Origin of the sequence: Haloarchaeobius marinus (assembly GCF_051207415.1) — an archaeon.
GTDB lineage: Archaea > Halobacteriota > Halobacteria > Halobacteriales > Natrialbaceae > Haloarchaeobius.
Genome location: NZ_JBPKGD010000010.1, coordinates 1 through 20680, shown reverse-complemented (window position 1 = coordinate 20680; position 20680 = coordinate 1). Strand labels below are relative to the sequence as shown.

29 protein-coding genes, 1 tRNA gene and 1 pseudogene are annotated in these 20680 nt (G+C 65.6%); 29 read left to right on the top strand and 2 right to left on the bottom strand.

What is annotated here, in order from left to right:
• Positions 1-47 precede the first annotated feature (47 nt).
• Positions 48-118 (bottom strand) — tRNA-Gly (locus ACSC1W_RS20790).
• Positions 119-424: 306 nt separating this feature from the next.
• Here ACSC1W_RS20790 and ACSC1W_RS20785 point away from each other — a divergent pair.
• From ACSC1W_RS20785 to ACSC1W_RS20645, 29 genes and pseudogenes are all read left to right on the top strand, one after another.
• On the top strand, positions 425-1282 hold the full coding sequence (locus ACSC1W_RS20785; protein WP_435349761.1) for a putative RNA uridine N3 methyltransferase: 858 nt from the start codon (positions 425-427) through the stop codon (positions 1280-1282).
• Positions 1283-1286: 4 nt separating this feature from the next.
• The gene (locus ACSC1W_RS20780; protein WP_435349760.1) at positions 1287-2306 is read left to right on the top strand and encodes a 50S ribosomal protein L3; all 1020 of its coding nucleotides are present in this window, start codon (positions 1287-1289) and stop codon (positions 2304-2306) included.
• 3 nt (positions 2307-2309) lie between these two features.
• Positions 2310-3062 (top strand): 50S ribosomal protein L4, encoded by a 753-nt coding sequence (gene rpl4p, locus ACSC1W_RS20775; protein WP_435349759.1) that lies wholly within the window; start codon positions 2310-2312, stop codon positions 3060-3062.
• The gene (locus ACSC1W_RS20770; protein ID WP_435349758.1) at positions 3059-3313 is read left to right on the top strand and encodes a 50S ribosomal protein L23; all 255 of its coding nucleotides are present in this window, start codon (positions 3059-3061) and stop codon (positions 3311-3313) included. Before rpl4p ends, ACSC1W_RS20770 begins: the two co-directional genes overlap by 4 nt.
• 3 nt (positions 3314-3316) lie before the next feature.
• A complete protein-coding gene (locus tag ACSC1W_RS20765; protein WP_435349757.1) occupies positions 3317-4039 on the top strand; it encodes a 50S ribosomal protein L2 in 723 nt (240 codons plus the stop codon).
• Positions 4036-4458 carry a 30S ribosomal protein S19 gene (locus ACSC1W_RS20760; RefSeq protein ID WP_435349756.1) on the top strand — a complete coding sequence of 141 codons (423 nt, stop codon included), beginning with the start codon at positions 4036-4038 and terminating at the stop codon, positions 4456-4458. The genes ACSC1W_RS20765 and ACSC1W_RS20760 overlap by 4 nt, the downstream gene beginning before the upstream one ends.
• Before the next feature lie 10 nt (positions 4459-4468).
• Positions 4469-4930: a 50S ribosomal protein L22 gene (locus ACSC1W_RS20755; protein ID WP_435349755.1), complete on the top strand. Its 462-nt coding sequence runs from the start codon at positions 4469-4471 to the stop codon at positions 4928-4930.
• Positions 4930-5874: a 30S ribosomal protein S3 gene (locus ACSC1W_RS20750; protein WP_435349754.1), complete on the top strand. Its 945-nt coding sequence runs from the start codon at positions 4930-4932 to the stop codon at positions 5872-5874. The genes ACSC1W_RS20755 and ACSC1W_RS20750 overlap by 1 nt, the downstream gene beginning before the upstream one ends.
• Positions 5875-5877: 3 nt before the next feature.
• The gene (gene rpmC, locus ACSC1W_RS20745) at positions 5878-6093 is read left to right on the top strand and encodes a 50S ribosomal protein L29 (protein ID WP_435349753.1); all 216 of its coding nucleotides are present in this window, start codon (positions 5878-5880) and stop codon (positions 6091-6093) included.
• Positions 6094-6098: 5 nt separating this feature from the next.
• Entirely contained in the window at positions 6099-6482 is a 384-nt protein-coding gene (locus tag ACSC1W_RS20740) for a ribonuclease P protein component 1 (protein WP_435349752.1), read from the top strand.
• A pseudogene (locus ACSC1W_RS20735) lies at positions 6473-6808 on the top strand (30S ribosomal protein S17); the annotation flags it as partial. The gene ACSC1W_RS20740 and the pseudogene ACSC1W_RS20735, both read left to right, overlap by 10 nt.
• Before the next feature lie 14 nt (positions 6809-6822).
• Positions 6823-7221: a 50S ribosomal protein L14 gene (locus ACSC1W_RS20730; protein WP_435349751.1), complete on the top strand. Its 399-nt coding sequence runs from the start codon at positions 6823-6825 to the stop codon at positions 7219-7221.
• Complete coding sequence (gene rplX / locus ACSC1W_RS20725) at positions 7218-7574, top strand: 50S ribosomal protein L24 (RefSeq protein ID WP_435349750.1); 357 nt, start codon at positions 7218-7220, stop codon at positions 7572-7574. The genes ACSC1W_RS20730 and rplX overlap by 4 nt, the downstream gene beginning before the upstream one ends.
• Entirely contained in the window at positions 7571-8272 is a 702-nt protein-coding gene (locus ACSC1W_RS20720; RefSeq protein ID WP_435349749.1) for a 30S ribosomal protein S4e, read from the top strand. Before rplX ends, ACSC1W_RS20720 begins: the two co-directional genes overlap by 4 nt.
• Complete coding sequence (locus ACSC1W_RS20715) at positions 8272-8796, top strand: 50S ribosomal protein L5 (protein WP_435349748.1); 525 nt, start codon at positions 8272-8274, stop codon at positions 8794-8796. The genes ACSC1W_RS20720 and ACSC1W_RS20715 overlap by 1 nt, the downstream gene beginning before the upstream one ends.
• The gene (locus tag ACSC1W_RS20710) at positions 8789-8965 is read left to right on the top strand and encodes a 30S ribosomal protein S14 (RefSeq protein ID WP_435349747.1); all 177 of its coding nucleotides are present in this window, start codon (positions 8789-8791) and stop codon (positions 8963-8965) included. Before ACSC1W_RS20715 ends, ACSC1W_RS20710 begins: the two co-directional genes overlap by 8 nt.
• A 2-nt stretch (positions 8966-8967) precedes the next feature.
• Entirely contained in the window at positions 8968-9360 is a 393-nt protein-coding gene (locus ACSC1W_RS20705) for a 30S ribosomal protein S8 (RefSeq protein ID WP_435349746.1), read from the top strand.
• A 4-nt stretch (positions 9361-9364) separates the two neighbouring features.
• A complete protein-coding gene (locus tag ACSC1W_RS20700; RefSeq protein WP_435349745.1) occupies positions 9365-9898 on the top strand; it encodes a 50S ribosomal protein L6 in 534 nt (177 codons plus the stop codon).
• A gap of 3 nt (positions 9899-9901) precedes the next feature.
• A complete protein-coding gene (locus ACSC1W_RS20695) occupies positions 9902-10612 on the top strand; it encodes a 50S ribosomal protein L32e (RefSeq protein WP_435349744.1) in 711 nt (236 codons plus the stop codon).
• Positions 10605-11054 carry a 50S ribosomal protein L19e gene (locus ACSC1W_RS20690; protein WP_435349743.1) on the top strand — a complete coding sequence of 150 codons (450 nt, stop codon included), beginning with the start codon at positions 10605-10607 and terminating at the stop codon, positions 11052-11054. Before ACSC1W_RS20695 ends, ACSC1W_RS20690 begins: the two co-directional genes overlap by 8 nt.
• Positions 11054-11602 (top strand): 50S ribosomal protein L18, encoded by a 549-nt coding sequence (locus ACSC1W_RS20685; protein WP_435349742.1) that lies wholly within the window; start codon positions 11054-11056, stop codon positions 11600-11602. The genes ACSC1W_RS20690 and ACSC1W_RS20685 overlap by 1 nt, the downstream gene beginning before the upstream one ends.
• A gap of 5 nt (positions 11603-11607) precedes the next feature.
• Positions 11608-12246 carry a 30S ribosomal protein S5 gene (locus ACSC1W_RS20680; RefSeq protein ID WP_435349741.1) on the top strand — a complete coding sequence of 213 codons (639 nt, stop codon included), beginning with the start codon at positions 11608-11610 and terminating at the stop codon, positions 12244-12246.
• A complete protein-coding gene (rpmD, locus tag ACSC1W_RS20675) occupies positions 12246-12710 on the top strand; it encodes a 50S ribosomal protein L30 (protein WP_435349740.1) in 465 nt (154 codons plus the stop codon). Before ACSC1W_RS20680 ends, rpmD begins: the two co-directional genes overlap by 1 nt.
• Before the next feature lie 2 nt (positions 12711-12712).
• Positions 12713-13204 carry an uL15m family ribosomal protein gene (locus tag ACSC1W_RS20670; RefSeq protein ID WP_435349739.1) on the top strand — a complete coding sequence of 164 codons (492 nt, stop codon included), beginning with the start codon at positions 12713-12715 and terminating at the stop codon, positions 13202-13204.
• 2 nt (positions 13205-13206) lie between these two features.
• On the top strand, positions 13207-14694 hold the full coding sequence (secY, locus tag ACSC1W_RS20665; protein WP_435349738.1) for a preprotein translocase subunit SecY: 1488 nt from the start codon (positions 13207-13209) through the stop codon (positions 14692-14694).
• Between the two features lie 171 nt (positions 14695-14865).
• Entirely contained in the window at positions 14866-15072 is a 207-nt protein-coding gene (locus tag ACSC1W_RS20660) for a hypothetical protein (RefSeq protein WP_435349737.1), read from the top strand.
• A 293-nt stretch (positions 15073-15365) separates the two neighbouring features.
• Positions 15366-18719 carry a hypothetical protein gene (locus ACSC1W_RS20655; RefSeq protein ID WP_435349736.1) on the top strand — a complete coding sequence of 1118 codons (3354 nt, stop codon included), beginning with the start codon at positions 15366-15368 and terminating at the stop codon, positions 18717-18719.
• 111 nt (positions 18720-18830) lie between these two features.
• Entirely contained in the window at positions 18831-19061 is a 231-nt protein-coding gene (locus ACSC1W_RS20650) for a MarR family transcriptional regulator (RefSeq protein WP_435349735.1), read from the top strand.
• Positions 19062-19221: 160 nt separating this feature from the next.
• Entirely contained in the window at positions 19222-19755 is a 534-nt protein-coding gene (locus ACSC1W_RS20645) for a hypothetical protein (RefSeq protein WP_435349734.1), read from the top strand.
• Positions 19756-19913: 158 nt separating this feature from the next.
• Here ACSC1W_RS20645 and ACSC1W_RS20640 read toward each other — a convergent pair whose 3' ends face one another.
• Positions 19914-20201, bottom strand: a complete 288-nt coding sequence (locus ACSC1W_RS20640) for an amphi-Trp domain-containing protein (protein WP_435349733.1) — start codon at positions 20199-20201, stop codon at positions 19914-19916.
• Positions 20202-20680: the final 479 nt, after the last annotated feature.

The window sequence follows — 20680 nt, the reverse complement described above, 5'->3', positions numbered from 1 at the left end:
TGTTCGCAGTCGCACAGCGACTGCTCACGGTGGTGCGTCGACAGAAGTGCGCTGGCTGGGATTTGAACCCAGGTTGTGACCATGGCAAGGTCACGTGATACCACTACACTACCAGCGCCTGTCCGCATTCGATTCTATCGCCTGGGCCGTGTAAAAGGCTTCCGAATCGGTGGGGCTGCGGCAGGCGAAACCACCACACGGAACGGGTTCGTCTCCCCTCTAGTACAGTCATCGCACACGCGCACCTGCACCCACGACCCGTGGGTACGAGTGCCGGCCAGATGGTGACCAACTGTGCCCCTGTGAATCACCCACTGACGGCCGTGTGGGGGCGTCACAACCGGGAACGCATTTCGGCACCCTTTTAACCGCCTGTGGAATAACATCGGCACAGTCTAGTGACGAGGCGTCGAAGCGTCACGGCATGACAGTCAGCGTGCTCGTGCCGTCGTCCCTCGTCCGGGAAGCCGAGGACAAACGCGAGGCTACTCGCAAACTCGGCTACGTCGCCCGTGCGGCGACGGTGTTCCGGGCGGACCGACTCGTCGTCTTCCCCGACGAAGACGGCGAACGCAGATGGGGCGGCGGGTTCGTTCACACGGTACTCGCCTACGCGGCAACGCCCCCCTACCTCAAAACCGAGGCGTGGGGGCAGCGAGGCGAACTGGAGTACGCGGGCGTCCTGCCGCCGCTCCGCGCCTCTTCACAGACCGGCTCCGGATCAGACGGTTCGGGGTCGTTAAGACAGGGAATCGTGACCGAGGTCGGACCTGACAGGCGCGTCCGGGTCAATTGCGGCTTGCAACACCCGATCTCACTCGTGGTCCCGCCAGAAATGGACGGGGTCACCGAGGGGGAGCGCGTGACCGTCAGGGTCTCTTCGCGACGTCCGGTCCGTGCGAGACTGGTCGACGAGCCCATCCCGGGCCTGTCGGTCGAACGCATGGACCTGCAGACAGCACTCGGCCGTGAGGACGCCGGGTTCCGTATCGCGACGTCACGCCACGGTGAACCGCTCACCGTGACGCGACTCGCGGGCCTGGCCGGACGGGTCGAGGGCGACGGGCTGACCGTCGCCTTCGGCGCGCCCGAGAGAGGGCTGCCTGCGATACTCGGATTCCCCGAGGCCGATGTACCGGCCGACGGGGACGGGGACGCCACCGAACCCATCGCCGGCGGGTTCGACCTTTGGCTCAACTCGATTCCGAACCAGGGCAGCGAGGTGGTTCGAACGGAAGAAGCGATGTTCGCCACGCTCGGCTGCCTAACACTCACAGAGTGATACGATGCCACAACCAAGCAGACCACGCAAAGGTTCGCTCGGGTTCGGCCCGCGCAAGCGCGCCTCCTCGGAGGTTCCGCGCTTCAACAGCTGGCCGGACGACGACGGACAGCCGACGCTGCAGGGGTTCGCCGGTTACAAGGCCGGCATGACCCACGTGGTGATGATCAACGACGAGTCCAACTCCCCCCGCGAAGGGATGGAGGAGACCGTCCCCGTCACCATCGTGGAGACACCGCCCATGCGGGCGGTCGCCCTGCGAGCGTACGAGGACACGCCCTACGGTAAGCGTCCGCTGACGGAAGTCTGGACCGACGAGTTCCACGACGAACTCGACCGCGTCCTGGACCTTCCCGAGGACCCCGAAGACAACACCGACGAACTCCGCGACGCCGTCGAAGCCGGCGACGTCGACGAGGTTCGGGCTATCACGCACACCGTCCCGTCCGACGTGGCGGGTGTGCCGAAGAAGAAGCCCGACGTCATGGAGACCCGCATCGGCGGGAGCTCCGTCCAGGAGCGCGTCGACTTCGGCCTCGAACTCATCGAGGACGGCGGCGTCCACGAGATGAAAGACACCTTCCGCGCCGGCGAGTACACCGACGTCTCCGGCGTCACGAAGGGCAAGGGCACCCAGGGCCCCGTCAAGCGCTGGGGCGTCCAGAAACGCAAGGGCAAACACGCCCGCCAGGGATGGCGCCGACGCATCGGTAACCTCGGCCCGTGGAACCCGAGCCGCGTTCGCTCGACGGTTCCCCAGCAGGGCCAGATGGGCTACCACCAGCGGACGGAACTGAACAAGCGTCTCGTCGACATCGGTGACGCAGAGGACGTCGGCGACGTGAACGTGGACGGTGGCTTCGTCAACTACGGCGAAGTCAGCGGCCCGTTCACGCTCGTCAAGGGCTCGCTCCCGGGTCCGGACAAGCGTCTCCTCCGGTTCCGACCGGCCATCCGACCGAACGACCAGCCGCGCCTCGACCCCGAGGTACGGTTCGTCTCCACAGCATCGAACCAGGGATAAACTATGCAGGCAACCATCTACGACCTGGACGGTGGCGAGGCCGACACGCTCGACCTCCCGGAGGTCTTCGAGACGCGCTACCGCCCGGACCTCATCCGACGCTCGGTCCACGCCGCCCAGGCAAACCGGAAACAGCAGTACGGAGCGGACGAGTACGCCGGTATGCGTACGTCCGCGGAATCGTTCGGCTCCGGCCGCGGCATGGCGCACGTGCCGCGGTCGAACGGGCAGGGCGCCCGCGTCCCCCAGACCGTCGGGGGTCGCAAGGCCCACCCGCCGAAGGCCGAGAAGAACCAGGGCGAGCAGGTCAACGACAAGGAGCGCAAGCAGGCGTTCCGGAGCGCCCTCGCGGCGACCGTCGACGCAGAGCGCGTCGCCGAGCGCGGGCACGCGTTCGACGACGACCTCGACCTGCCGCTCGTCGTCAGCGACGACTTCGAAGAGCTGTTGAAGACGAAGGAGGTCGTCTCCTTCCTCGAGGCAGTCGGCGCGTACGCCGACGTCGAGCGCGCCGACGAGGGGCGCTCGGTCCGTGCCGGTCGCGGGAAGACCCGTGGCCGCAAGTACAAGCAGCCGAAGTCGGTGCTGTTCGTGACGTCCAGCGAGGCCGGCCCGTCGAAGGCCGCACGCAACCTCGCGGGCGCAGACGTCGCGACGGCCGCGAACGTGAACGTCGAGGACCTCGCTCCCGGCGCACACCCCGGCCGTCTGACCGTCTTCACCGAATCCGCCGTCGAGGAGGTGGCAGACCGATGAGCTCCGTCATCAAGTTCCCGCTGGTCACCGAGAAGGCGATGAACGACATGGACTTCGAGAACAAGCTCCAGTTCGTCGTTCACATGGACGCGACCAAGCCCGAGATCCGGGACGCCGTCGAGGAGCGCTTCGACGTCAGCGTCGCGAAGGTGAACACGCAGAACACGATGAACGGCAACAAGAAAGCGGTCGTCCGCCTCTCCGAGGACGACGACGCGCAGGAACTCGCCTCGCGAATCGGGGTGTTCTGACACATGGGACGCAGAATCCAGGGTCAGCGACGTGGCCGCGGTGGGCCGACGTTCCGCGCCCCCAGCCACCGATACAAGGCTGACCTCCAGCACAAGCAGACCGAAGACTCGGACGTCGTCAGCGGCACGGTCGTCGACATCGAACACGACCCCGCCCGGTCCGCACCGGTCGTGGCCGTCGAGTTCGAGGACGGCGACCAGCGCCTCGTGCTCGCACCCGAGGGCATCGCCGTCGGCGACGAACTGCAGGTCGGCGTCTCCGCCGAGATCGCGCCAGGGAACACGCTCCCGCTGGCCGAGATTCCGGAGGGCGTTCCGGTGTGTAACATCGAGCGCCAGCCCGGCGACGGCGGCAAGTTCGCCCGTGCCTCGGGGACGAGCGCCGACCTCATCACCCACGACCGCGAGGCCGCGGTCGTCCAGCTCCCGAGCGGCGAGATGAAGCGACTCGACCCGCAGTGCCGTGCCACCATCGGCGTGGTCGCGGGTGGCGGTCGCACGGAGAAGCCGTTCGTCAAGGCTGGAAAGAAGTACCACAAGATGAAAGCACGCGGCACCAAGTGGCCGAACGTCCGTGGCGTGGCGATGAACGCCGTCGACCACCCGTTCGGTGGCGGTGGCCGCCAGCACCCCGGTCGTCCGAAGTCCGTCTCGCGGGACGCCCCGCCGGGTCGGAAGGTGGGCGACATCGCCTCCCGGCGTACCGGCCGAGGTGGTAACAAATGAGTTCTGAGTACCGAACCGGCCGCGAAGGTGAGTTCACCTACCGTGGCCACACGCTCGACGAGTTGCAGGACATGGACCTGGACGAAGTCGCGGCACTGCTCCCCGCCCGACAGCGGCGAAGTATCGAACGCGGTCTCTCCGTCGAGAAGGAGAAGTTGCTCGAGAAGGCGAGCGACAGGACCGAACAGGAGACGGCAAACGACCCGATCCGGACGCACCTGCGCGACATGCCCGTGCTCCCGGAGTTCGTCGGCCTGACGTTCTCCATCTACACGGGCCAGGAGTTCGAGCGCGTGAAGGTCGAACCCGAGATGATCGGTCACTATCTCGGGGAGTTCAAGCTGACTCGCTCGTCGGTCACACACGGCCAGGCGGGTATCGGCGCGACGCGCTCCTCGAAGTTCGTGCCACTGAAGTGAGGTGAACAGAATGGGAATCAACTACAGCGTCGACGCGGACCCGGACACGACGGCCAAGGGCATGCTCCGGGAGCGTCACATGAGCCACAAGCACAGCAAGGCCATCGCTCGCGCCATCAAGGGCGAGACCGTCGGCGAGGCACGAGAGTACCTCGAAGCGGTCGTCGCCGGCGAGCGGTCGGTCCCCTTCAAACAGCACAACAGCGGCGTCGGCCACCGCAGCGACATCGACGGCTGGGACGCCGGTCGCTACCCAGAGAAGGCGTCGAAGGCGTTCATCGAACTGCTGGACAACGTCCAGGCCAACGCGGACCACCAGGGCTTCGACGGTGAGACGATGGAGATCGTCCACGTCGCCGCCCACAAGGTCGGCGAGTCCCCCGGTCGCAAGCCCCGCGCGATGGGGCGTGCGTCCGCGTGGAACACGCCGCAGGTCGACGTCGAACTCATCGTAGAGGAGGTCGAAGACTAATGGCAGACGAACACCAGTTCATCGAAGACGGACTCCAGAAGTCCCAGATAGACGAGTTCTTCGCCGAGGAACTCGGCCGCGCCGGCTACGGCGGCATGGACGTCGCCAAGACGCCCATGGGCACGCAGATCGTGCTCAAGGCCGAGAAACCCGGGATGGTCATCGGGAAAGGCGGCGAGAACATCCGGAAGGTAACCACACAGCTCGAAGAGCGATTCGACCTGGACGACCCGCAGATAGACGTCCAGGAGGTCGACGAGCCGGACCTCAACGCCCGCATCGTCGCGGACCGCCTGGCCAACGCCCTCGAGCGCGGCTGGTACTTCCGGAAGGCCGGTCACACCACGCTCGAACGCATCATGGACGCGGGCGCCCTCGGCGCCGAGATCGTCCTCTCGGGCAAGGTCACCGGCGCTCGCTCGCGCGTCGAGAAGTTCAACGACGGCTACATCAAGCACAACGGCGAACCCGCCGAGACCATCGTCGACGAGGGACAGGGCGTCGCCGTGATGAAACTCGGTACCATCGGCGTGACGGTGAAGATCATCCCGCCGGAGGCCGAACTGCCGGACGACTTCGAGATCTACGAGGACGCCGACGTCGAAGAACTCGCCCCCGAGGCCGTCGAGGCCAACGAGTCCGTCGAGGAACTCCTCGAAGAACCCGAGGAGGAGGAACTCGAGGAGCTCCGCGAGGAGGCTGCCGAGGCCGAAGCGGAGGCCGAGGCCGAGACCGCCGACGAGGAAGTCGTCGAAGAGGTCGTCGAAGAGGTCGTCGAGGAGACGACCGAGGAGGTCGAGGACGAAGACGTCGAGGTCGCCGGTGGCGACGAGGACATCGAGGAGGAACTCGAGGAACTCGACGAGGCCGTCGAGCAAGAGGCCGCCGCGATGGTCGAGGAGATGGACGCCGAAGACGCCGAAGACGACGAGGAGGAGGAGTGATCCATGGCGATACTTCGACCCAACGAGATTCGAGACCTCACCGAGCGCGAGCGCGAGGAGGAACTCGACGAACTCGAGACGGAACTGCTCAACGCGAAGGCAGTGCAGGCCGCCGGTGGTGCCCCGGAGAACCCGGGCCGCATCGGCGAGATCCGCAAGACCATCGCGCGGATCAAGACGATCCAGCAGGAAGAAGGCGACTTCGAGGACGAGGAATAGCAACGATGGCGCTGACACCCGAGACGCTCCCGCGACACGAACTCAACGGCCTGTGGGTGGTCGTGGTCGACGCACCCAACCCCGACCTCGTCGGGATAGCGGGGCGTGTCGTCGTCGAGACGACGAACACGCTCTACGTCGACCCGGCCGCCGACGGCGACGGTTCGGACGGCGGGGACGCTCGGGTGCGCCAGGTGCCCAAACGAGGCTCGACGTTCCAGTTCAGGCTCACAGATGAATCCGCCGATTCCGCGAAGGAGTCGGGGACGGCGTCGGAACCGGACCACCCTACCGGCGACGACGCCGCCTACGTTACGGTGGATGGAGCCAGACTGCTCTCACGACCTGCATTGCGCACCGAAACGACAGGTGATTCGAAATGGCGATAGGACTTGACGTAACAACCCCTCCGGAACCTGACGACCCGGAGACCTACGACTACGAGAAGTGTCCGTTCTACGGCGAACTCTCCGTTCGAGGGCAGACCCTCGAGGGTGAGGTCGTCTCGACGGACATGGAGAAGACCATCGTCGTCGAGCGGGAGTACGACGTTCACGTACCGAAATACGACCGGTACATGAAGCGTCGCTCGCGCATCCCGGCACACGTGCCGGGCGTGCTCGACCCCGCCGTCGGCGACACGGTCAAGATAGCAGAGTGCCGACCACTGTCGAAGACGAAATCGCACGTGGTCGTCGAGATAACCGAATCAGCCGGAGGTGACGCCTGATGGAGGCCCTGAAGGCCGACGTCACCCAGGGCCTCGAGAAGGGGTCCCTGCTGGTGTGTTCCGACAACACCGGCGCACGCGAGGTGAAGGTCATCTCCGTCTCCGGCTACCACGGCACCAAGAACCGTCACCCCAAGGCTGGGCTCGGTGACAAGGTGACCGTCTCGGTGACCAAGGGGACGCCCGAAGAGCGTCGCCAGGTCAAGGAGGCAGTCATCATCCGTCAGCGAAAGCCCATCCGCCGGCCCGACGGGACGCGCGTGAAGTTCGAAGACAACGCGGCCGTCCTCATCAACGAGAACGAGGAACCGCAGGGCTCGGAGATCAAGGGCCCCATCGCGCGCGAGGTCGCAGAGCGATTCGGAAGCATCGCATCCACGGCTACGATGATAGTATGACACGACAACCACGCAAACAGCGCACCCGAGCAGACCGCGCACCCCTGCACGAGAAGGCGAAGCAGGTCAACGCGACGCTGTCCGAGGACCTCCGCGAGGAGTACGGCCGCCGTCGCACCCGCATCAACGCGGGCGACACGGTCGAGGTCATGCGCGGCGATTTCGCGGGCGAGGAGGGCGAGGTCATCGACGTCGACCTCAAGTCCGCGACCATCGCCGTCGAGGACGTCACGCTCGAGACCGCGGACGGCGAGGAGGTTCCCCGCCGTCTCGAACCCTCGAACGTCCGTCTGACCGACCTCGACCTCGAAGACGAGGCGCGGGTCGCGCGTCTGGAAGGTGATGACGAATGACCAAGCACCAGAAGCGACTCTCCGTTCCGAAGTCCTGGCCGGTCGAGCGAAAGACCGAGAAGTTCACCGTGAAGGCCGACGCCGGCCCGCACGGTGAGGCAGGCGTCCCGCTGGTCATCATCCTGCGGGACGTGCTGGGCTACGTCGACTCGAAGAAGGAGGCCCGCTACGCCCTCAACCAGGGCACCGTCCTGATCAACGGCAAGGCGGTCTCCGACGAACAGCGCCCGGTCGGTATGTTCGACATCGTCGCGTTCACCGAGCGCGGCGAGTTCTACCGCGTCTTCCCCGACGAGGGTGGTCGGCTCTCGCTGACCCCCATCGACGAGGACGCGGCGGACTCCAAACTGGGCAAGATCGAGGGCAAGCAGCAGGTCCGCGGCGGTGCGACGCAGCTCGCACTGCACGACGGGCAGACGCTCCAGCTCGACGACGCCTCGGAGTACAGCGCGAAGGACTCGCTCGTCGTCTCCAACGAGGGGACCGACATCGTCGCCCACTTCCCGTACGAGGAGGGCGCGCTCGTCACGGCCATCGCCGGCAGCCACGCCGGTGAGATCGGCGAGATCGAGTCCATCGACGTGACCCCCGGGTCCGGTTCGAACACCGTCGTCGTCACGCAGGACGACGGCGGCTTCGAGACCATCGAGGAGTACGTCGTCGTCATCGACGAGAACTTCGTCGGAGGTGACGACTGATGTCGGAAGCAGAGTTCCACGAGATGCGCGAACCGTCCATCGAGAAGGTCGTCGTCCACATGGGCGTCGGCGAGGGCGGCCGCGAACTCCAGAACGCCGAGAACATCCTCGAAGAGATCACGGGCCAGCAGTCGGTCCGCACGCTCGCCAAGTCGACGATGCCGGACTTCGGCATCCGGCAGGGCGACCCCATCGGCGCGAAGGTCACGCTCCGCGGCGACGACGCCGTCGAGTTCCTGGAGACCTCGCTCGCGCTCGTCGACCTCTCGGCGAGCCAGTTCGACGAGACCGGGAACTTCAGCTTCGGCGTCGAGGAACACACGGAGTTCCCGTCCCAGGAGTACGACCCGAACGTCGGTATCTTCGGACTGGACGTCACGGTCAACCTCGTCCGTCCGGGGTACCGGGTGGCGAAGCGAGACAAGCACTCCCGGCAGATTCCGTCGAAACACCGTCTCAACTCGGAGGACGCGGCGACGTTCGTCGAGGCGAACTTCGACGTCGAGGTGACTCAGGATGAGTGAAAGCGAAGAACAAGACACCGGCGAGCACGCCGCAAAGCGGACCGGTCAGATGGAGGAGTGCCAGCGCTGTGGCCGCAAGCAGGGCCTCGTTGGCAAGTACGACATCTGGCTCTGTCGGCAGTGCTTCCGAGAGATCGCCCGCGACATGGGCTTCAAAAAGTACCGATAACAATGACAGGCAACGACCCATTCAGCAACGCGCTCTCGGGGTTGAACAACGCCGAGAGCGTCGGGCATCTCACGCACGAGGTAGAGCCCGCTTCGAACGAGATCGGAAGCGTCCTCGAGGTCTTCTACGACCGCGGGTACATCGACGGCTTCGAGTTCGTCGACGACGGCAAGTCCGGTCGGTTCGAGGTCGAACTGAAAGGTGCGATAAACGAATGTGGCCCCGTCAAACCGCGATACTCGGTCTCGACCGACGAGTACGAGACCTGGGAGAAGCGGTTCCTGCCGGCACGCGACTACGGTGCGCTCATCGTGACGACGAGTCACGGCGTCATGAGCCACTACGAGGCGCGCGAGCAGGGCATCGGTGGCCAGGTTATCGCATACGTGTACTAGAACCATGCGAGTAGAACTGGACATTCCGGACGAGGTAACAGCCGAGATGGACCATCTCGACCTCACCGTCGAGGGTCCCAACGGGTCGGTCACGCGCCGACTCTGGTACCCCGACATCAGCGTGAGCGTCGAGGACGACGCGGTCGTCGTCGAGTCCGACGCGTCGGACGCGAAGACGAACGCGACCGTCGGCACCTTCGAGAGTCACGTCGAGAACATGATTCACGGCGTGACGGAGGGCTGGGAGTACGAGATGGAGGTCTTCTACTCTCACTTCCCGATGAAGGTCGAAGTCGACGGCACGGACGTCGTCATCGAGAACTTCCTCGGCGAGAAAGCACCGCGACGAACGACTATCCACGGCGACACCGACGTGCGGGTCGACGGCGAGGAACTGGTCCTCACCGGCCCGGACAAGGAGGCCGTCGGACAGACCGCCGCCGACATCGAGCAGTTGACCCGTGTCAGCGGGAAGGACACGCGAGTCTTCCAGGACGGCGTCTACATCACCAAGAAACCCGCGAAGGGAGGTGCCTAACGTATGGCAGACGAACCACAGGAACTCGACGACATCAGTGGCGTCGGCGAGTCGAAGGCCGAGGCGCTTCGCGCCGCCGGCTACGAGACCGTCGACGACGTGAAGGCAGCGTCGCAGTCCGACCTCGCGGAGGTCGAGGGCATCGGGAACGCGCTCGCCGCCCGTATCAAGGCCGACGTCGGTGACCTCGAGGTCACCGAGGAGACCGAGGCCGAGATCGAGAGCGAGGAGGCGGAGGCCGAAGCGGAGGCCGCCGAGGAAGTCGAGACCGAACTGCGCCCGCGCGGGCTGGCGGACAAGACGCCCGAGCTCTCCGAGGAGCACGAGCGTCTGCTCGCCCAGCGCCGTCGCGTCGGCAAGCCGCAGTTCAACCGACAGGACTACCACAAGAAGAAGCGGACGCCCGAATCGTGGCGTCGACCGACCGGTGGCCTGTCCAAGCAGCGCCGCGGCATCAAGGGCAAGGGCCCGAAAGTCGAGGCCGGCTTCCGGACGCCGAAGGCGGTGCGCGGCAAGCACCCGTCCGGCTTCGAGGAGGTCCGCGTCCACAACGTGGACGACCTCGAGGGCGTCGACGGCGACACGCAGGCCGTCCGCATCGCCTCGAAGGTCGGCGCTCGCAAGCGCGAGCGCATCGAGGAACGTGCAGAAGAGAACGAGATTCGGGTGCTGAACCCGACCTACGTCGAAGTCGAGGTGGAAACAGATGACTGATCTGTCCGCCCAGAAGCGACTGGCCGCGGACGTCCTCGACGTCGGACAGAACCGCGTCTGGTTCGACCCCGACGCCCAGTCCGACATCTCGGAAGCGATCACCCGGGAGGACATCCGCGAACTGGTCGACGAGGGTACCATCCGAGCAGCAGAGAAGCGAGGCAACTCCAAGGGTCGCTCCCGCGAACGGAAGGCCAAGCGCGCCTACGGCCACCAGAAGGGCCCGGGCAAGCGCAAGGGCAAGAAGGGCGCGCGCTCCGACCCGAAGAAGGAGTGGCAACAGCGGATTCGCGCGCAGCGAAAGAAGCTCCACGAACTCCGTGCCGAGGGCGAGATCGATCGCACTCAGTACCGCGAGCTCTACAACAAGGCTCGTGGCGGCGAGTTCCGGAGCGTCCAGTACCTGCTGAACTACATCGACAACAACTACGGTGACCAATAATGGCGACAGGACCACGATACAAGGTTCCGATGCGTCGTCGCCGCGAGGTCCGGACGGATTACCACCAGAGGTTGCGCCTGCTGAAATCCGGCAAGCCACGGCTCGTTGCCCGCAAGAGCAACAGGCACGTCACGGCGCAGCTGATATCCCCCGGCCCGCAAGGCGACCAGACGCTCGCGAGTGCGACGTCGGAAGACCTGCAGGACTTCGGCTGGGAAGCGCCGACGGGCAACCTGCCCGCGGCCTACCTGACCGGACTCCTCGCCGGCAAGCGCGCGCTCGACGCAGGACTCGAGGAAGCGGTGCTCGACATCGGCCTCAACACGGCGACGCCCGGTTCGAAGGTGTTCGCCGTCCAGGAGGGCGCTATCGACGCCGGCCTCGACATCCCGCACAACGAGGACGTGCTGGCCGACTGGCCACGGAACCGCGGCGAGCACATCGCCGAGTACGCAGAGCAACTCGACGAACCGCTGTACAGCGGTGACTTCGACGCAACGGACCTTCCCGAGCACTTCGACGAAGTGCGCGAGACCCTGATGGAGTAACACACATGAGCAACTACAACGACGGGTGGGAACCCGTCACACGGCTCGGCAAGAAGGTACAGGAGGGCGAGATAGAGACGATGGAGGAAGCCCTCAACTCCGGTCTCCCGCTGAAGGAACCGGAAGTCACTGACCAGCTGCTGCCGGGACTCGAGGACGAGGTGCTGGACATCAACATGGTCCAGCGCATGACCGACTCCGGCCGACGCGTGAAGTTCCGCTGCGTCGTCGCCATCGGCAACCGCGACGGGTACGTCGGGTACGCCGAGGGCCGTGACGACCAGGTCGGGGCGGCCATCCAGAAGGCCATCGGCATCGCGAAGCTGAACATCATCGAAGTCCCCCGGGGCTCGGGGTCCTGGGAGGACCGGAGCACGAAGCCGCACTCGCTGACCCACCGGACGTCCGGCAAGGCCGGCTCCGTCGAGGTCGAACTCATCCCCGCCCCGCTCGGGCTGGGACTCGCGGCCTCCGACACCGTCCGCCACGTCCTCGAACTCGCCGGCATCGAGGACGCCTGGACGAAGAGCTACGGCAACACCCGGACCACCGTCAACTTCGCCAAGGCGACGTTCAACGCGCTCGAGAACGCCTCGCAGTCGCGTCGGACGCGAACCCATAGCGCAGAGGGGGTGGCAGAGTGATGCAGGCAGTCGTCCAGCTTCGCGGTGAGGTCGACATGTCCGGCGACATCGGCGACACGCTGAAGATGCTCAACATCCACCGCGTGAACCACGCCACGCTCGTCCCGGAGACCGACAGCTACCGTGGCATGTTGACGAAGGTCAACGACTACGTCGCGATGGGCGAGCCCAGCCAGGACGTCCTGGCGACGGTGCTCCGCAAGCGCGGCGAGGTCGAGGAGACCGGCGACGCGCTCGACGACGAGTGGGTCGCGGACAACACGGACTACGACGGTATCGAGAGCCTCGCCGAGGCGCTGCTGTCCGAGGAGACGACCCTGCAGGAGCAGGGCATCTCCCCGGTCCTGCGCCTGCACCCCCCGCGGAAGGGTCACGACGGCATCAAGCACCCGACCAAGGAGGGTGGCGAGCTCGGCAAGCACACGACCGAGGAGATCGACGGACTCCTCAAGCAGATGCGATAACAATGACGAGCAAGAAACGACGCCAGCGCGGCTCGCGCACGCACGGTGGCGGGACCCACAAGAACCGTCGTGGGGCCGGCAACCGCGGTGGCCGCGGCCGTGCTGGTCGCGACAAGCACGAGTTCCACAACTACGAACCGCTCGGCAAACACGGGTTCAAGCGCCCGCAGGACGTTCAGGACGACGTCGTCGAGGTCAACGTCCAGACGCTCGACGAGGACGCTGTCCTCTACGTCGCCGACGACCTCGCGGAGGAGGACGGCGACCGCTACGTCATCGACGCCCGCGACGTCGTCGACGACGGCTACGAGGCGGACGTCGTGAAGGTCCTCGGCACCGGCCAGGTCCGCAACGAACTCGAAGTTCACGCCGACGCGTTCAGCGCGAGCGCCCGCGGTCTCATCGAGGAGGCCGGCGGCGAAGCGGTCCTGACCGAGCGCGCCGAGGAAGCGGAACCGGAAAACACTCAAGACCCGGATACTGACGAGGAATAAGCATGGGATGGAAGGAGGCAGCCGAACCGGTGCTCACGCGGATGCCCGCAGTCCAGCGACCCGAAGGTCACGTCCCGTTCAAGCGCAAGCTGGGATGGACCGGCGGGATTCTGGTACTGTACTTCTTCCTCACGACGGTCACCGTCTACGGGACCGTCGAGGTCGGGGCAGGTGGAGGTGGCGACGCCTTCGGTCAGTTCCGTTCGATTCTGGCCGGGGCGAACCGTTCGATACTGCATCTCGGTATCGGCCCGATCGTCACTGCGAGCATCGTCCTGCAACTGCTCGGCGGTGCGAACCTGCTCGGACTGGACACCAACGACCCGCGTGACCAGGTACTCTACCAGGGCCTCCAGAAGCTGCTCGTGCTCGTGATGGTCGTGCTGACGGCCGTCCCGATGGTCTTCCTCTCGTCGGGCATCCTTCCCATCGACCCCGGCGCTCAGGAGACGCTCGCCGGATTCGTCGGCCCCGCCAACGCGTCGAGTGCGGCCCAGTGGCTCATCTTCGCCCAGGTATTCATGGGCGGCGTCCTCATCCTGTTCATGGACGAGATCGTGAGCAAGTGGGGCGTCGGCTCGGGTATCGGCCTGTTCATCATCGCCGGCGTGAGCCAGCGACTCGTCACCGGGTTCATCGACATGTTCCGCAGCTGGTTCGACATCCTCGTCGGCAACGCTGCCATCAACGTGTTCACCCAGTCCGGACTGGCGAGCCTCCTCGGCACGCAGGGACAGCTCATCGCGCTCGCGACGACGCTCATCATCTTCTCCATCGTCGTCTACGCGGAGAGCGTCCGGGTCGAGATTCCGCTGAGTCACGCCCGCGTCAAGGGCGCACGCGGTCGCTTCCCCGTGAAGCTCATCTACGCGAGCGTCCTGCCGATGATCCTCGTTCGCGCGCTACAGGCGAACATCCAGTTCCTCGGTCGCGGCCTCAGCAGCATCGGGGCCGCCCCGGGCTGGCTCGTCCAGTACAACAACAACGGACAGGCCATCGGCGGCCTGTTCTACTACCTCGCGCCCATCCAGACGCCCGGCGACTGGATGTGGTGGAGCACCGGGACGGCGAGCACGGTCGCCGCCCAGGACGGCATCATCCACGTCCTCGCACGCGTCGGGGTCGACCTGACGTTCATGATCGCGGGCGGCGCGCTCTTTGCCATCTTCTGGGTCGAGACGACCGACATGGGTCCGGCGTCGACCGCACGGCAGATCCAGAACTCCGGGATGCAGATCCCCGGCTTCCGACAGAACGTCGGCGTCATCGAGAAGGTGATGGAGCGGTACATCCCGCAGGTCACCGTCATCGGCGGCGCACTCGTCGGCCTGCTCGCCGTCATGGCGAACATGCTCGGCACCGTCGGGGGCGTCACCGGGACCGGGCTGCTGCTGACGGTCTCCATCACGTACAAGCTGTACGAGGAGATCGCCGAGGAGCAACTCATGGAGATGCACCCGATGATGCGCCAGATGTTCGGTTCGAGTTAACGAATATCTGTGCCGTAGGGGGCCTATCGAGGCCTCTCGACGCTTCATTTTCCTCCCGGTTTTTGCCCCCGAACATCCCGGGGTCACAACCCAGGACCACACTCCTGACACACCACAAACCCCAATAGCGAGCGCTGACTGTGACGGTCCCCAGAACGGGGGTGTCCCGGCGTGACCGGGCGTTCGTACGACGGTCCAGCGCTGGACTACACCTGGCAGTCCATCACCGAGCGCCCCGAGCTCGACGACGACGACACCGTCTACTGCACGCCCGCCGAACCCGAAGGGGAGGAAACCACCGAGAACGTTCCTGTTCCCGACCTCGACTCGGATGCGGACGGCCAGACGACGTTCGAGGACTGGGGGTGGTCGGTGTGAGTGGCGAGCTCCCGCTCGACGAGCAGGTCGAACGCTACCTCGAGGACCACCCCGACGCCAGCCTGGCCCAGATTGCTGGCGCACTCGATGCAAATCCAGCCGCCATCACAGAAATTTGTACTGGTGAACGGTCAAAATCTAAAAATATAAATAAGGGTGGTAGAAATTGCCACTGCGGTCACGGGCCACAGCAACCGAGACCCACACAGAACCAGTGGCATAGTCTGGCCAACGCAAGGTTCTCATCCCCCCAAAGTCTGTGGCCCTCTGAACTTCTCGAGCGCCGACAGTGGATGGGTCACGTCGACAAGAAGCCGTTCGCTCCCTGGAGCGACCGCGACCATCCGGACGCCGATGGAGACGAGGACGCTCGCTGGAAGTGGGGCATCACCGACAACTACGTCGACGGCGACACCATCGCGATCGCGGAGGACGACCACCGCCTCGACGGCCGTGCGTTCATCCAACGCGACGACGACCCGTACGCGTACGTCGACGGCGACGACGTCCGTTGCCCCGACACCGGCGAAGTTCACCCTGCGTTCATCGCCCTCCTCGAACATCTCGGCTCGACGTACGCCGACATCTCCCAGTCCGGTACTGGCGTCCACGCCATCTACAAAGGCGACCTCCCCGACGGCGTGAAACAGGCCAGCTGGCAACTCGACGAGGACCCGTGGGGCGGGAACGACGACCTGCCCAGCATCGAGATCTACCCCGGCAAGCGCGTCTGCGTCATGACCGGCGACCACGTCCCCGGCACACCCGAGGACGTCCACGAGTGGAACGACGACGTCATTGACCCCCTCCTGGAGGCCAACGACGAAGTCGCCACTCGTAATCGTAATCGCGCACGCGAAGACATCCCGACGGCTCGCGACGACTACGACCTCGACGAGTACGAACCCCAGGCGACCGAGGCCGGTGAGACCACCACGGACATTCGGGACATCTTCGCGGCGCTCGACCGCATCGACGCCCGCCACGTCGCCGACCGCACCATCGTCCACCGCTGGAACGACAGCGCGTCGACGAGCGACGGCGAACGCGCGTTCGCCCCCACCTGGGGGCCCGGAGCGAACGGGACGGCGAACATCGTCAACCGCGACCGCTGGCTCGACACCGGCGACCACGGCGGCTACGGCGGCCCCGTCGTCATGGCCGCCATCGACCTCGGCGACATCCGCCCCGACCAAGCCGCCGGCGGCGTCACCGGCCACACGTGGTGGCGCGGCATCGACCACCTCCGCGACCTCGGCTTCCCCATCCCCGACCTCGAAGACAACGACGCCACCCACGACGCGGACAACGACGACGATGGCCCCGGCCTCCTCGAGGACGCCATCGACTCCGTCCAGGACGTCAACTCGAGCCCGGTCAGCACACTCCCGCTGGCACAACTCGACGCACTCGACCCCAGCGAACGCCGACGCTACGCGAAGAAGCGTGGGCTGGAGTGGCCGACTACTCGTGAGGCTCGTGACCAGCTCTTCGAGACGATCACGCAGGTCATGGCCGAAGGCGACGACCGCGTCGTCGACGCACCCACGAGCCTGGGCAAGAGCTACACCATCGCGACGACGGCCTGGGACGACCCCCAGTACGACGCCGTCACCGGCGGCCAGCCCGTCGTCCACCTCTCGAAAACCCGGGACGCCCGCGACGAAGCTATCGAGGCCGCACACAATGCTGGCCTCGATCCGTTCGTGCTGCGCTCGCGTGACGAGGCCTGCCCGGTCGCCCGCGGCGACCACGACCCCGAGGAGTGCAGGGAGAGCGACCGCCAGCCCGTCACGATGAACGGCACGCCGGCATCCGAGTGGATCAGCGAGATGTGCGAGGGCAAAGGCCTCGCGTTCAGCGCGGTGCATCGCCACCTCGAAGACCACAACGACCAGGACACCACCCTGCCCTGCTGTCAGGGCTCGTCGACCACGTACGACGAAGACGAAGGTGACTTCGTCGAAGGTGAGAGCGCGGTCTGTCCGGCCATCGAGCAGTGGGATACCTTCCGGACGCTGCGCGACTCCGAGACCAGCTCGGAGCTCGGCACGGTCATCGCGACGCACAACTTCGCACACGTCCCCGGGCTCCGCATGCGCTCGAACGTCATCATCGACGAAGAACCCAGCTTCACCGCCGACCTCTCGAAAGAGCGCATCGAGCGCGCCGTCGCCGCCTACCTCCAGGACGCCAACGCACCCGTGTCGACCTGGGAAGCCTTCATCAGTCTGTCCCGCCACGACGGCTGGCAGACCGACGCCGCACACGAACGCGAGCGACTCCAAGACACCCTCAACCACGAGCCCGACCGTGACTGGTACTTCAACAACCCCGACGCTCACACCCTCGCTCCCGCGCTCGCACGGGCGATCTTCCACGCCGAAGACCGCGGCAACAACAGACGCGTCGGGAAGACCCCCTACGAGCCCCCACGGCTCGACGCCGGCGTTCGCGACGACGACGGCTGGAACCGCGAATGGGTCACCGTCGTCCTCGACGACACCAACACACCCGTCACCGTCCGCACGAGCCCCGACTTCAGTCAAGCCCGTAGCCTAGTCGGGCTGGACGCCCACCCCAGCCAGCCCGTCTGGAGTGTGAACACCGTCCCGTACATTCAGACTCGGCAGGTGCTCGACCCCGAGCAGCGCCAGCTCTGGCGGCGGTACGAACGCGGGCTCCGCGTCGTTCAGGTCGGCGACGCAACCCGCCCGCTCGCCAGCGGCGAGTACTTCAACGAAGACCAGGCCCGCACCCTCTGCGAACACCTCGTCGACGAGTACGGCGGCAACCGATTCCGAACCGGTCTGACGACAAAGGCTGTCAAAGACCATCTCGGCCAGATTATGAGTGACGCCGGCTGCCAGCGTCCCGAACTCATCTCGTACGGGAACGAAAAGTCGAGGAACGACTTCGCCCACGAAGACATCGGACTCGTCGAGGGCTGCATCGACCCCGGCGACGACTACGTCCTCGACCTGCTCGCCGAACTCGACCTCGACGCCAAACCGGAAACACGGGAGGTCGACGGCGAACTTGAGCGCGTCCACGGCCGCGGGTTCGTCGGGGACGACGCCGACACCGCCACGGAGATTCTCGCCAGTGTTCGCGAGAACCACACCGCCCAAGCCGCTGGCCGCTACGCCCGCAACCCCGACGACCCCGAGAGTACCGCCACCGTGTTCGTCCGCACCGACGCCATGCCCCCAGGGTTCGCCGACATACACGTCCCCGGCATCCAGTGGGTGTTCTCCCAACTGCAACGCGACATCGTCCAGGCGCTTCGCGACCAGCCCGGTACCGCCACCGCTCGCGAACTCGCCGACGAAGTCGAGTGCTCGAAAGAACACGTCCGCACGACGCTTCGACGGCTCGCTGAGGAGGGCACCGTCAGTGCGTTCGACGACGCTGGACCCCACGGAGCGACGCTGTACTCGGACAACGGCGTCCCACAGCAGGGCCTCGTCGACGTCCAGCCGACCACCAACGACCACGTATTGGACTCCTATACGTGGGCGTTGGCGATTTCGACCCCCACGGTTGACGAGACCCCCGGTTCGGCACCCACAAACGGGGGTGACACCACCTCGACCACGACGTGGGACTGGCAAAGTGCCGGTGATCCAGGTGGCGGGCCACCCTGAGCGGCCGCTGCTTGCCCCCGTCGCGAGCCGGTCGAATAGCCTCGGGTATAGCCATGACACACCCCACTCTGACGACTACCCCATGACACCCTCGATTCAAGTGATTTCCCTATGACCCGCATCACGAACCCGACCGTGGCCGATCTCTCGCCAGCACCGAAGCTCGTCTACCTCGTCCTCGCCCAGGCTGGCCCGTGCTCGGTGAGCGATCTCCGGGGTCGCACACAGCTCGCGGATCGCACGATTCGGCGCGCGCTCGAGCGGCTACGGGACGTCGGCGTGGTCGAGACGAGGCCGCACCCGCACGACCAGCGGATGGTCGAGTATCAGGTTGTTGAGTAGCGGCCGATGTCGTGGTATTCTCCGCCGTCGCGCACGGGGGGTACGGATAGCCTTTTTGTTACAACTCCCGTGGCTGCTCTCGACGACAAGCTTGCACTCGGTCGCCCGACCCACCGGGATGACGGGGACCGCACAGCCAGCCGTCTCTTCTACCACCACGATGAAAGCCCCGCACGCGTTCAGCCCGTCCACCGGCGCACCGCTCTCGGACGACCAGCACTACCCGACCCCGCTGAACGCACCGACACGCGCGTCCATCGACGGCACCGGCGAACTCACCAACGGCGAACGAAAGAGCTCGCGAGTAGCGCTCCAGCAGTACTTCGAACGCTGCTACCGACGCGCCCACGCCGGCCGCAATCCACCGGACGACGTCGTCCGCGCCGCAGGGACCGCGCTCTACCAGCTGAAACGCGAAGACCCCCTGGACGTCTGGGCGTGGTACGCACTCGCCGAACGCCTCGCCCGAACGGGCTACTGGAGCACGTGGCTGCTATCGTTCGTCGACCTCCAGTGCCCCCGCTGCGGCAGCCGCGTCCAAATCGAACCCTCGGTCACTGGCTACGAGCACATCCGGTGCGCATCCCGCTGCGGTGCCGACTCGAGCTCGGAGCGCTCCCTCGAGATCGCCGACCGCATCCTCGACCTCTACGCCAGCGCGTTCGACCCCATCGACCGACTCACCGTATGCTAACTGCGGGACACCGTCCAAGACAGACCACTGAATCCGTTGAACCTCTCAACAACTGACAGAACTGGTGCGCAAGATATAGAGGATGAATCCAGCACGCCGGCACTGTTTGTTTCACGCCGAAGCAGGTGAATCAACTGCTCAATAGAGCTGTGAATTTCTCACTCGATTTCCAACTGGCCGCTCCCACTGTCCTCCCCATTGCCGTTCTCGGCCCATTCGAGTTCGAACTCGATACTCAATTCGCCAGGTCCGTCTGTCGGCCCCTCGCGTTCGGCTTTGACCTCAAACGTCGGGCGGGCGGGCGGCTCCATCGTCACGGACTGGGAACCGGATTTCAGAGTGACTGCTTCTCCTTGTTCGAGTTTATCAGCGACACTACGAAGATACGACGCGATTTCTTCTCGGGTCTGGCCGCTCTCGGATTTGAACAGGACTTCTTCAGGCATACAAAGATACTACACCGCCTGCATGTATAAGTCCAACCACTATCCCTCGCAGATCGCCTCTCGGTCTGTGCCACATTCGCGCGCTCTATTCAGCACGCCCTCAGTAACCTATCATCGATGGAGGATTTCAGCAGAGCCAGCTGGCTATCGTTGTATCCCGATGACGGTCGCCTGGACCACCAGCGTGGTGGGAGGCTCGAGGGCCTGCAGTGATCGCGCGACGCAATCCGTGTCCGAGGTGGCGGTGCGTCGAACCACTACACCCACCGATTGCATCACTGGCACGGTGACATCTCGTCGACCAGGACGACTGCAACCTCGACTGCAACAGCCTGACCGAACGGGTTCGCTTCCGCTTCGACCACTCCCATCCTGTGACCCGCCATCCACCTGCGGACGCCCATACCCCTACCCGTCGTTTCACACGTGCCCCGTCGCGGTTACACCAGGCCGCCGGCCGAGTTCGAGTCCGGCACGGG

Coding starts and splice junctions, on each gene's coding strand:
- ACSC1W_RS20785 (WP_435349761.1), top strand. CDS start 425: ATGACAGTCAGCGTGCTCGTGCCGTCGTCCCTCGTCCGGGAAGCCGAG.
- ACSC1W_RS20780 (WP_435349760.1), top strand. CDS start 1,287: ATGCCACAACCAAGCAGACCACGCAAAGGTTCGCTCGGGTTCGGCCCG.
- rpl4p (WP_435349759.1), top strand. CDS start 2,310: ATGCAGGCAACCATCTACGACCTGGACGGTGGCGAGGCCGACACGCTC.
- ACSC1W_RS20770 (WP_435349758.1), top strand. CDS start 3,059: ATGAGCTCCGTCATCAAGTTCCCGCTGGTCACCGAGAAGGCGATGAAC.
- ACSC1W_RS20765 (WP_435349757.1), top strand. CDS start 3,317: ATGGGACGCAGAATCCAGGGTCAGCGACGTGGCCGCGGTGGGCCGACG.
- ACSC1W_RS20760 (WP_435349756.1), top strand. CDS start 4,036: ATGAGTTCTGAGTACCGAACCGGCCGCGAAGGTGAGTTCACCTACCGT.
- ACSC1W_RS20755 (WP_435349755.1), top strand. CDS start 4,469: ATGGGAATCAACTACAGCGTCGACGCGGACCCGGACACGACGGCCAAG.
- ACSC1W_RS20750 (WP_435349754.1), top strand. CDS start 4,930: ATGGCAGACGAACACCAGTTCATCGAAGACGGACTCCAGAAGTCCCAG.
- rpmC (WP_435349753.1), top strand. CDS start 5,878: ATGGCGATACTTCGACCCAACGAGATTCGAGACCTCACCGAGCGCGAG.
- ACSC1W_RS20740 (WP_435349752.1), top strand. CDS start 6,099: ATGGCGCTGACACCCGAGACGCTCCCGCGACACGAACTCAACGGCCTG.
- ACSC1W_RS20730 (WP_435349751.1), top strand. CDS start 6,823: ATGGAGGCCCTGAAGGCCGACGTCACCCAGGGCCTCGAGAAGGGGTCC.
- rplX (WP_435349750.1), top strand. CDS start 7,218: ATGACACGACAACCACGCAAACAGCGCACCCGAGCAGACCGCGCACCC.
- ACSC1W_RS20720 (WP_435349749.1), top strand. CDS start 7,571: ATGACCAAGCACCAGAAGCGACTCTCCGTTCCGAAGTCCTGGCCGGTC.
- ACSC1W_RS20715 (WP_435349748.1), top strand. CDS start 8,272: ATGTCGGAAGCAGAGTTCCACGAGATGCGCGAACCGTCCATCGAGAAG.
- ACSC1W_RS20710 (WP_435349747.1), top strand. CDS start 8,789: ATGAGTGAAAGCGAAGAACAAGACACCGGCGAGCACGCCGCAAAGCGG.
- ACSC1W_RS20705 (WP_435349746.1), top strand. CDS start 8,968: ATGACAGGCAACGACCCATTCAGCAACGCGCTCTCGGGGTTGAACAAC.
- ACSC1W_RS20700 (WP_435349745.1), top strand. CDS start 9,365: ATGCGAGTAGAACTGGACATTCCGGACGAGGTAACAGCCGAGATGGAC.
- ACSC1W_RS20695 (WP_435349744.1), top strand. CDS start 9,902: ATGGCAGACGAACCACAGGAACTCGACGACATCAGTGGCGTCGGCGAG.
- ACSC1W_RS20690 (WP_435349743.1), top strand. CDS start 10,605: ATGACTGATCTGTCCGCCCAGAAGCGACTGGCCGCGGACGTCCTCGAC.
- ACSC1W_RS20685 (WP_435349742.1), top strand. CDS start 11,054: ATGGCGACAGGACCACGATACAAGGTTCCGATGCGTCGTCGCCGCGAG.
- ACSC1W_RS20680 (WP_435349741.1), top strand. CDS start 11,608: ATGAGCAACTACAACGACGGGTGGGAACCCGTCACACGGCTCGGCAAG.
- rpmD (WP_435349740.1), top strand. CDS start 12,246: ATGCAGGCAGTCGTCCAGCTTCGCGGTGAGGTCGACATGTCCGGCGAC.
- ACSC1W_RS20670 (WP_435349739.1), top strand. CDS start 12,713: ATGACGAGCAAGAAACGACGCCAGCGCGGCTCGCGCACGCACGGTGGC.
- secY (WP_435349738.1), top strand. CDS start 13,207: ATGGGATGGAAGGAGGCAGCCGAACCGGTGCTCACGCGGATGCCCGCA.
- ACSC1W_RS20655 (WP_435349736.1), top strand. CDS start 15,366: ATGGGTCACGTCGACAAGAAGCCGTTCGCTCCCTGGAGCGACCGCGAC.
- ACSC1W_RS20650 (WP_435349735.1), top strand. CDS start 18,831: ATGACCCGCATCACGAACCCGACCGTGGCCGATCTCTCGCCAGCACCG.
- ACSC1W_RS20645 (WP_435349734.1), top strand. CDS start 19,222: ATGAAAGCCCCGCACGCGTTCAGCCCGTCCACCGGCGCACCGCTCTCG.
- ACSC1W_RS20640 (WP_435349733.1), bottom strand. CDS start 20,201: ATGCCTGAAGAAGTCCTGTTCAAATCCGAGAGCGGCCAGACCCGAGAA.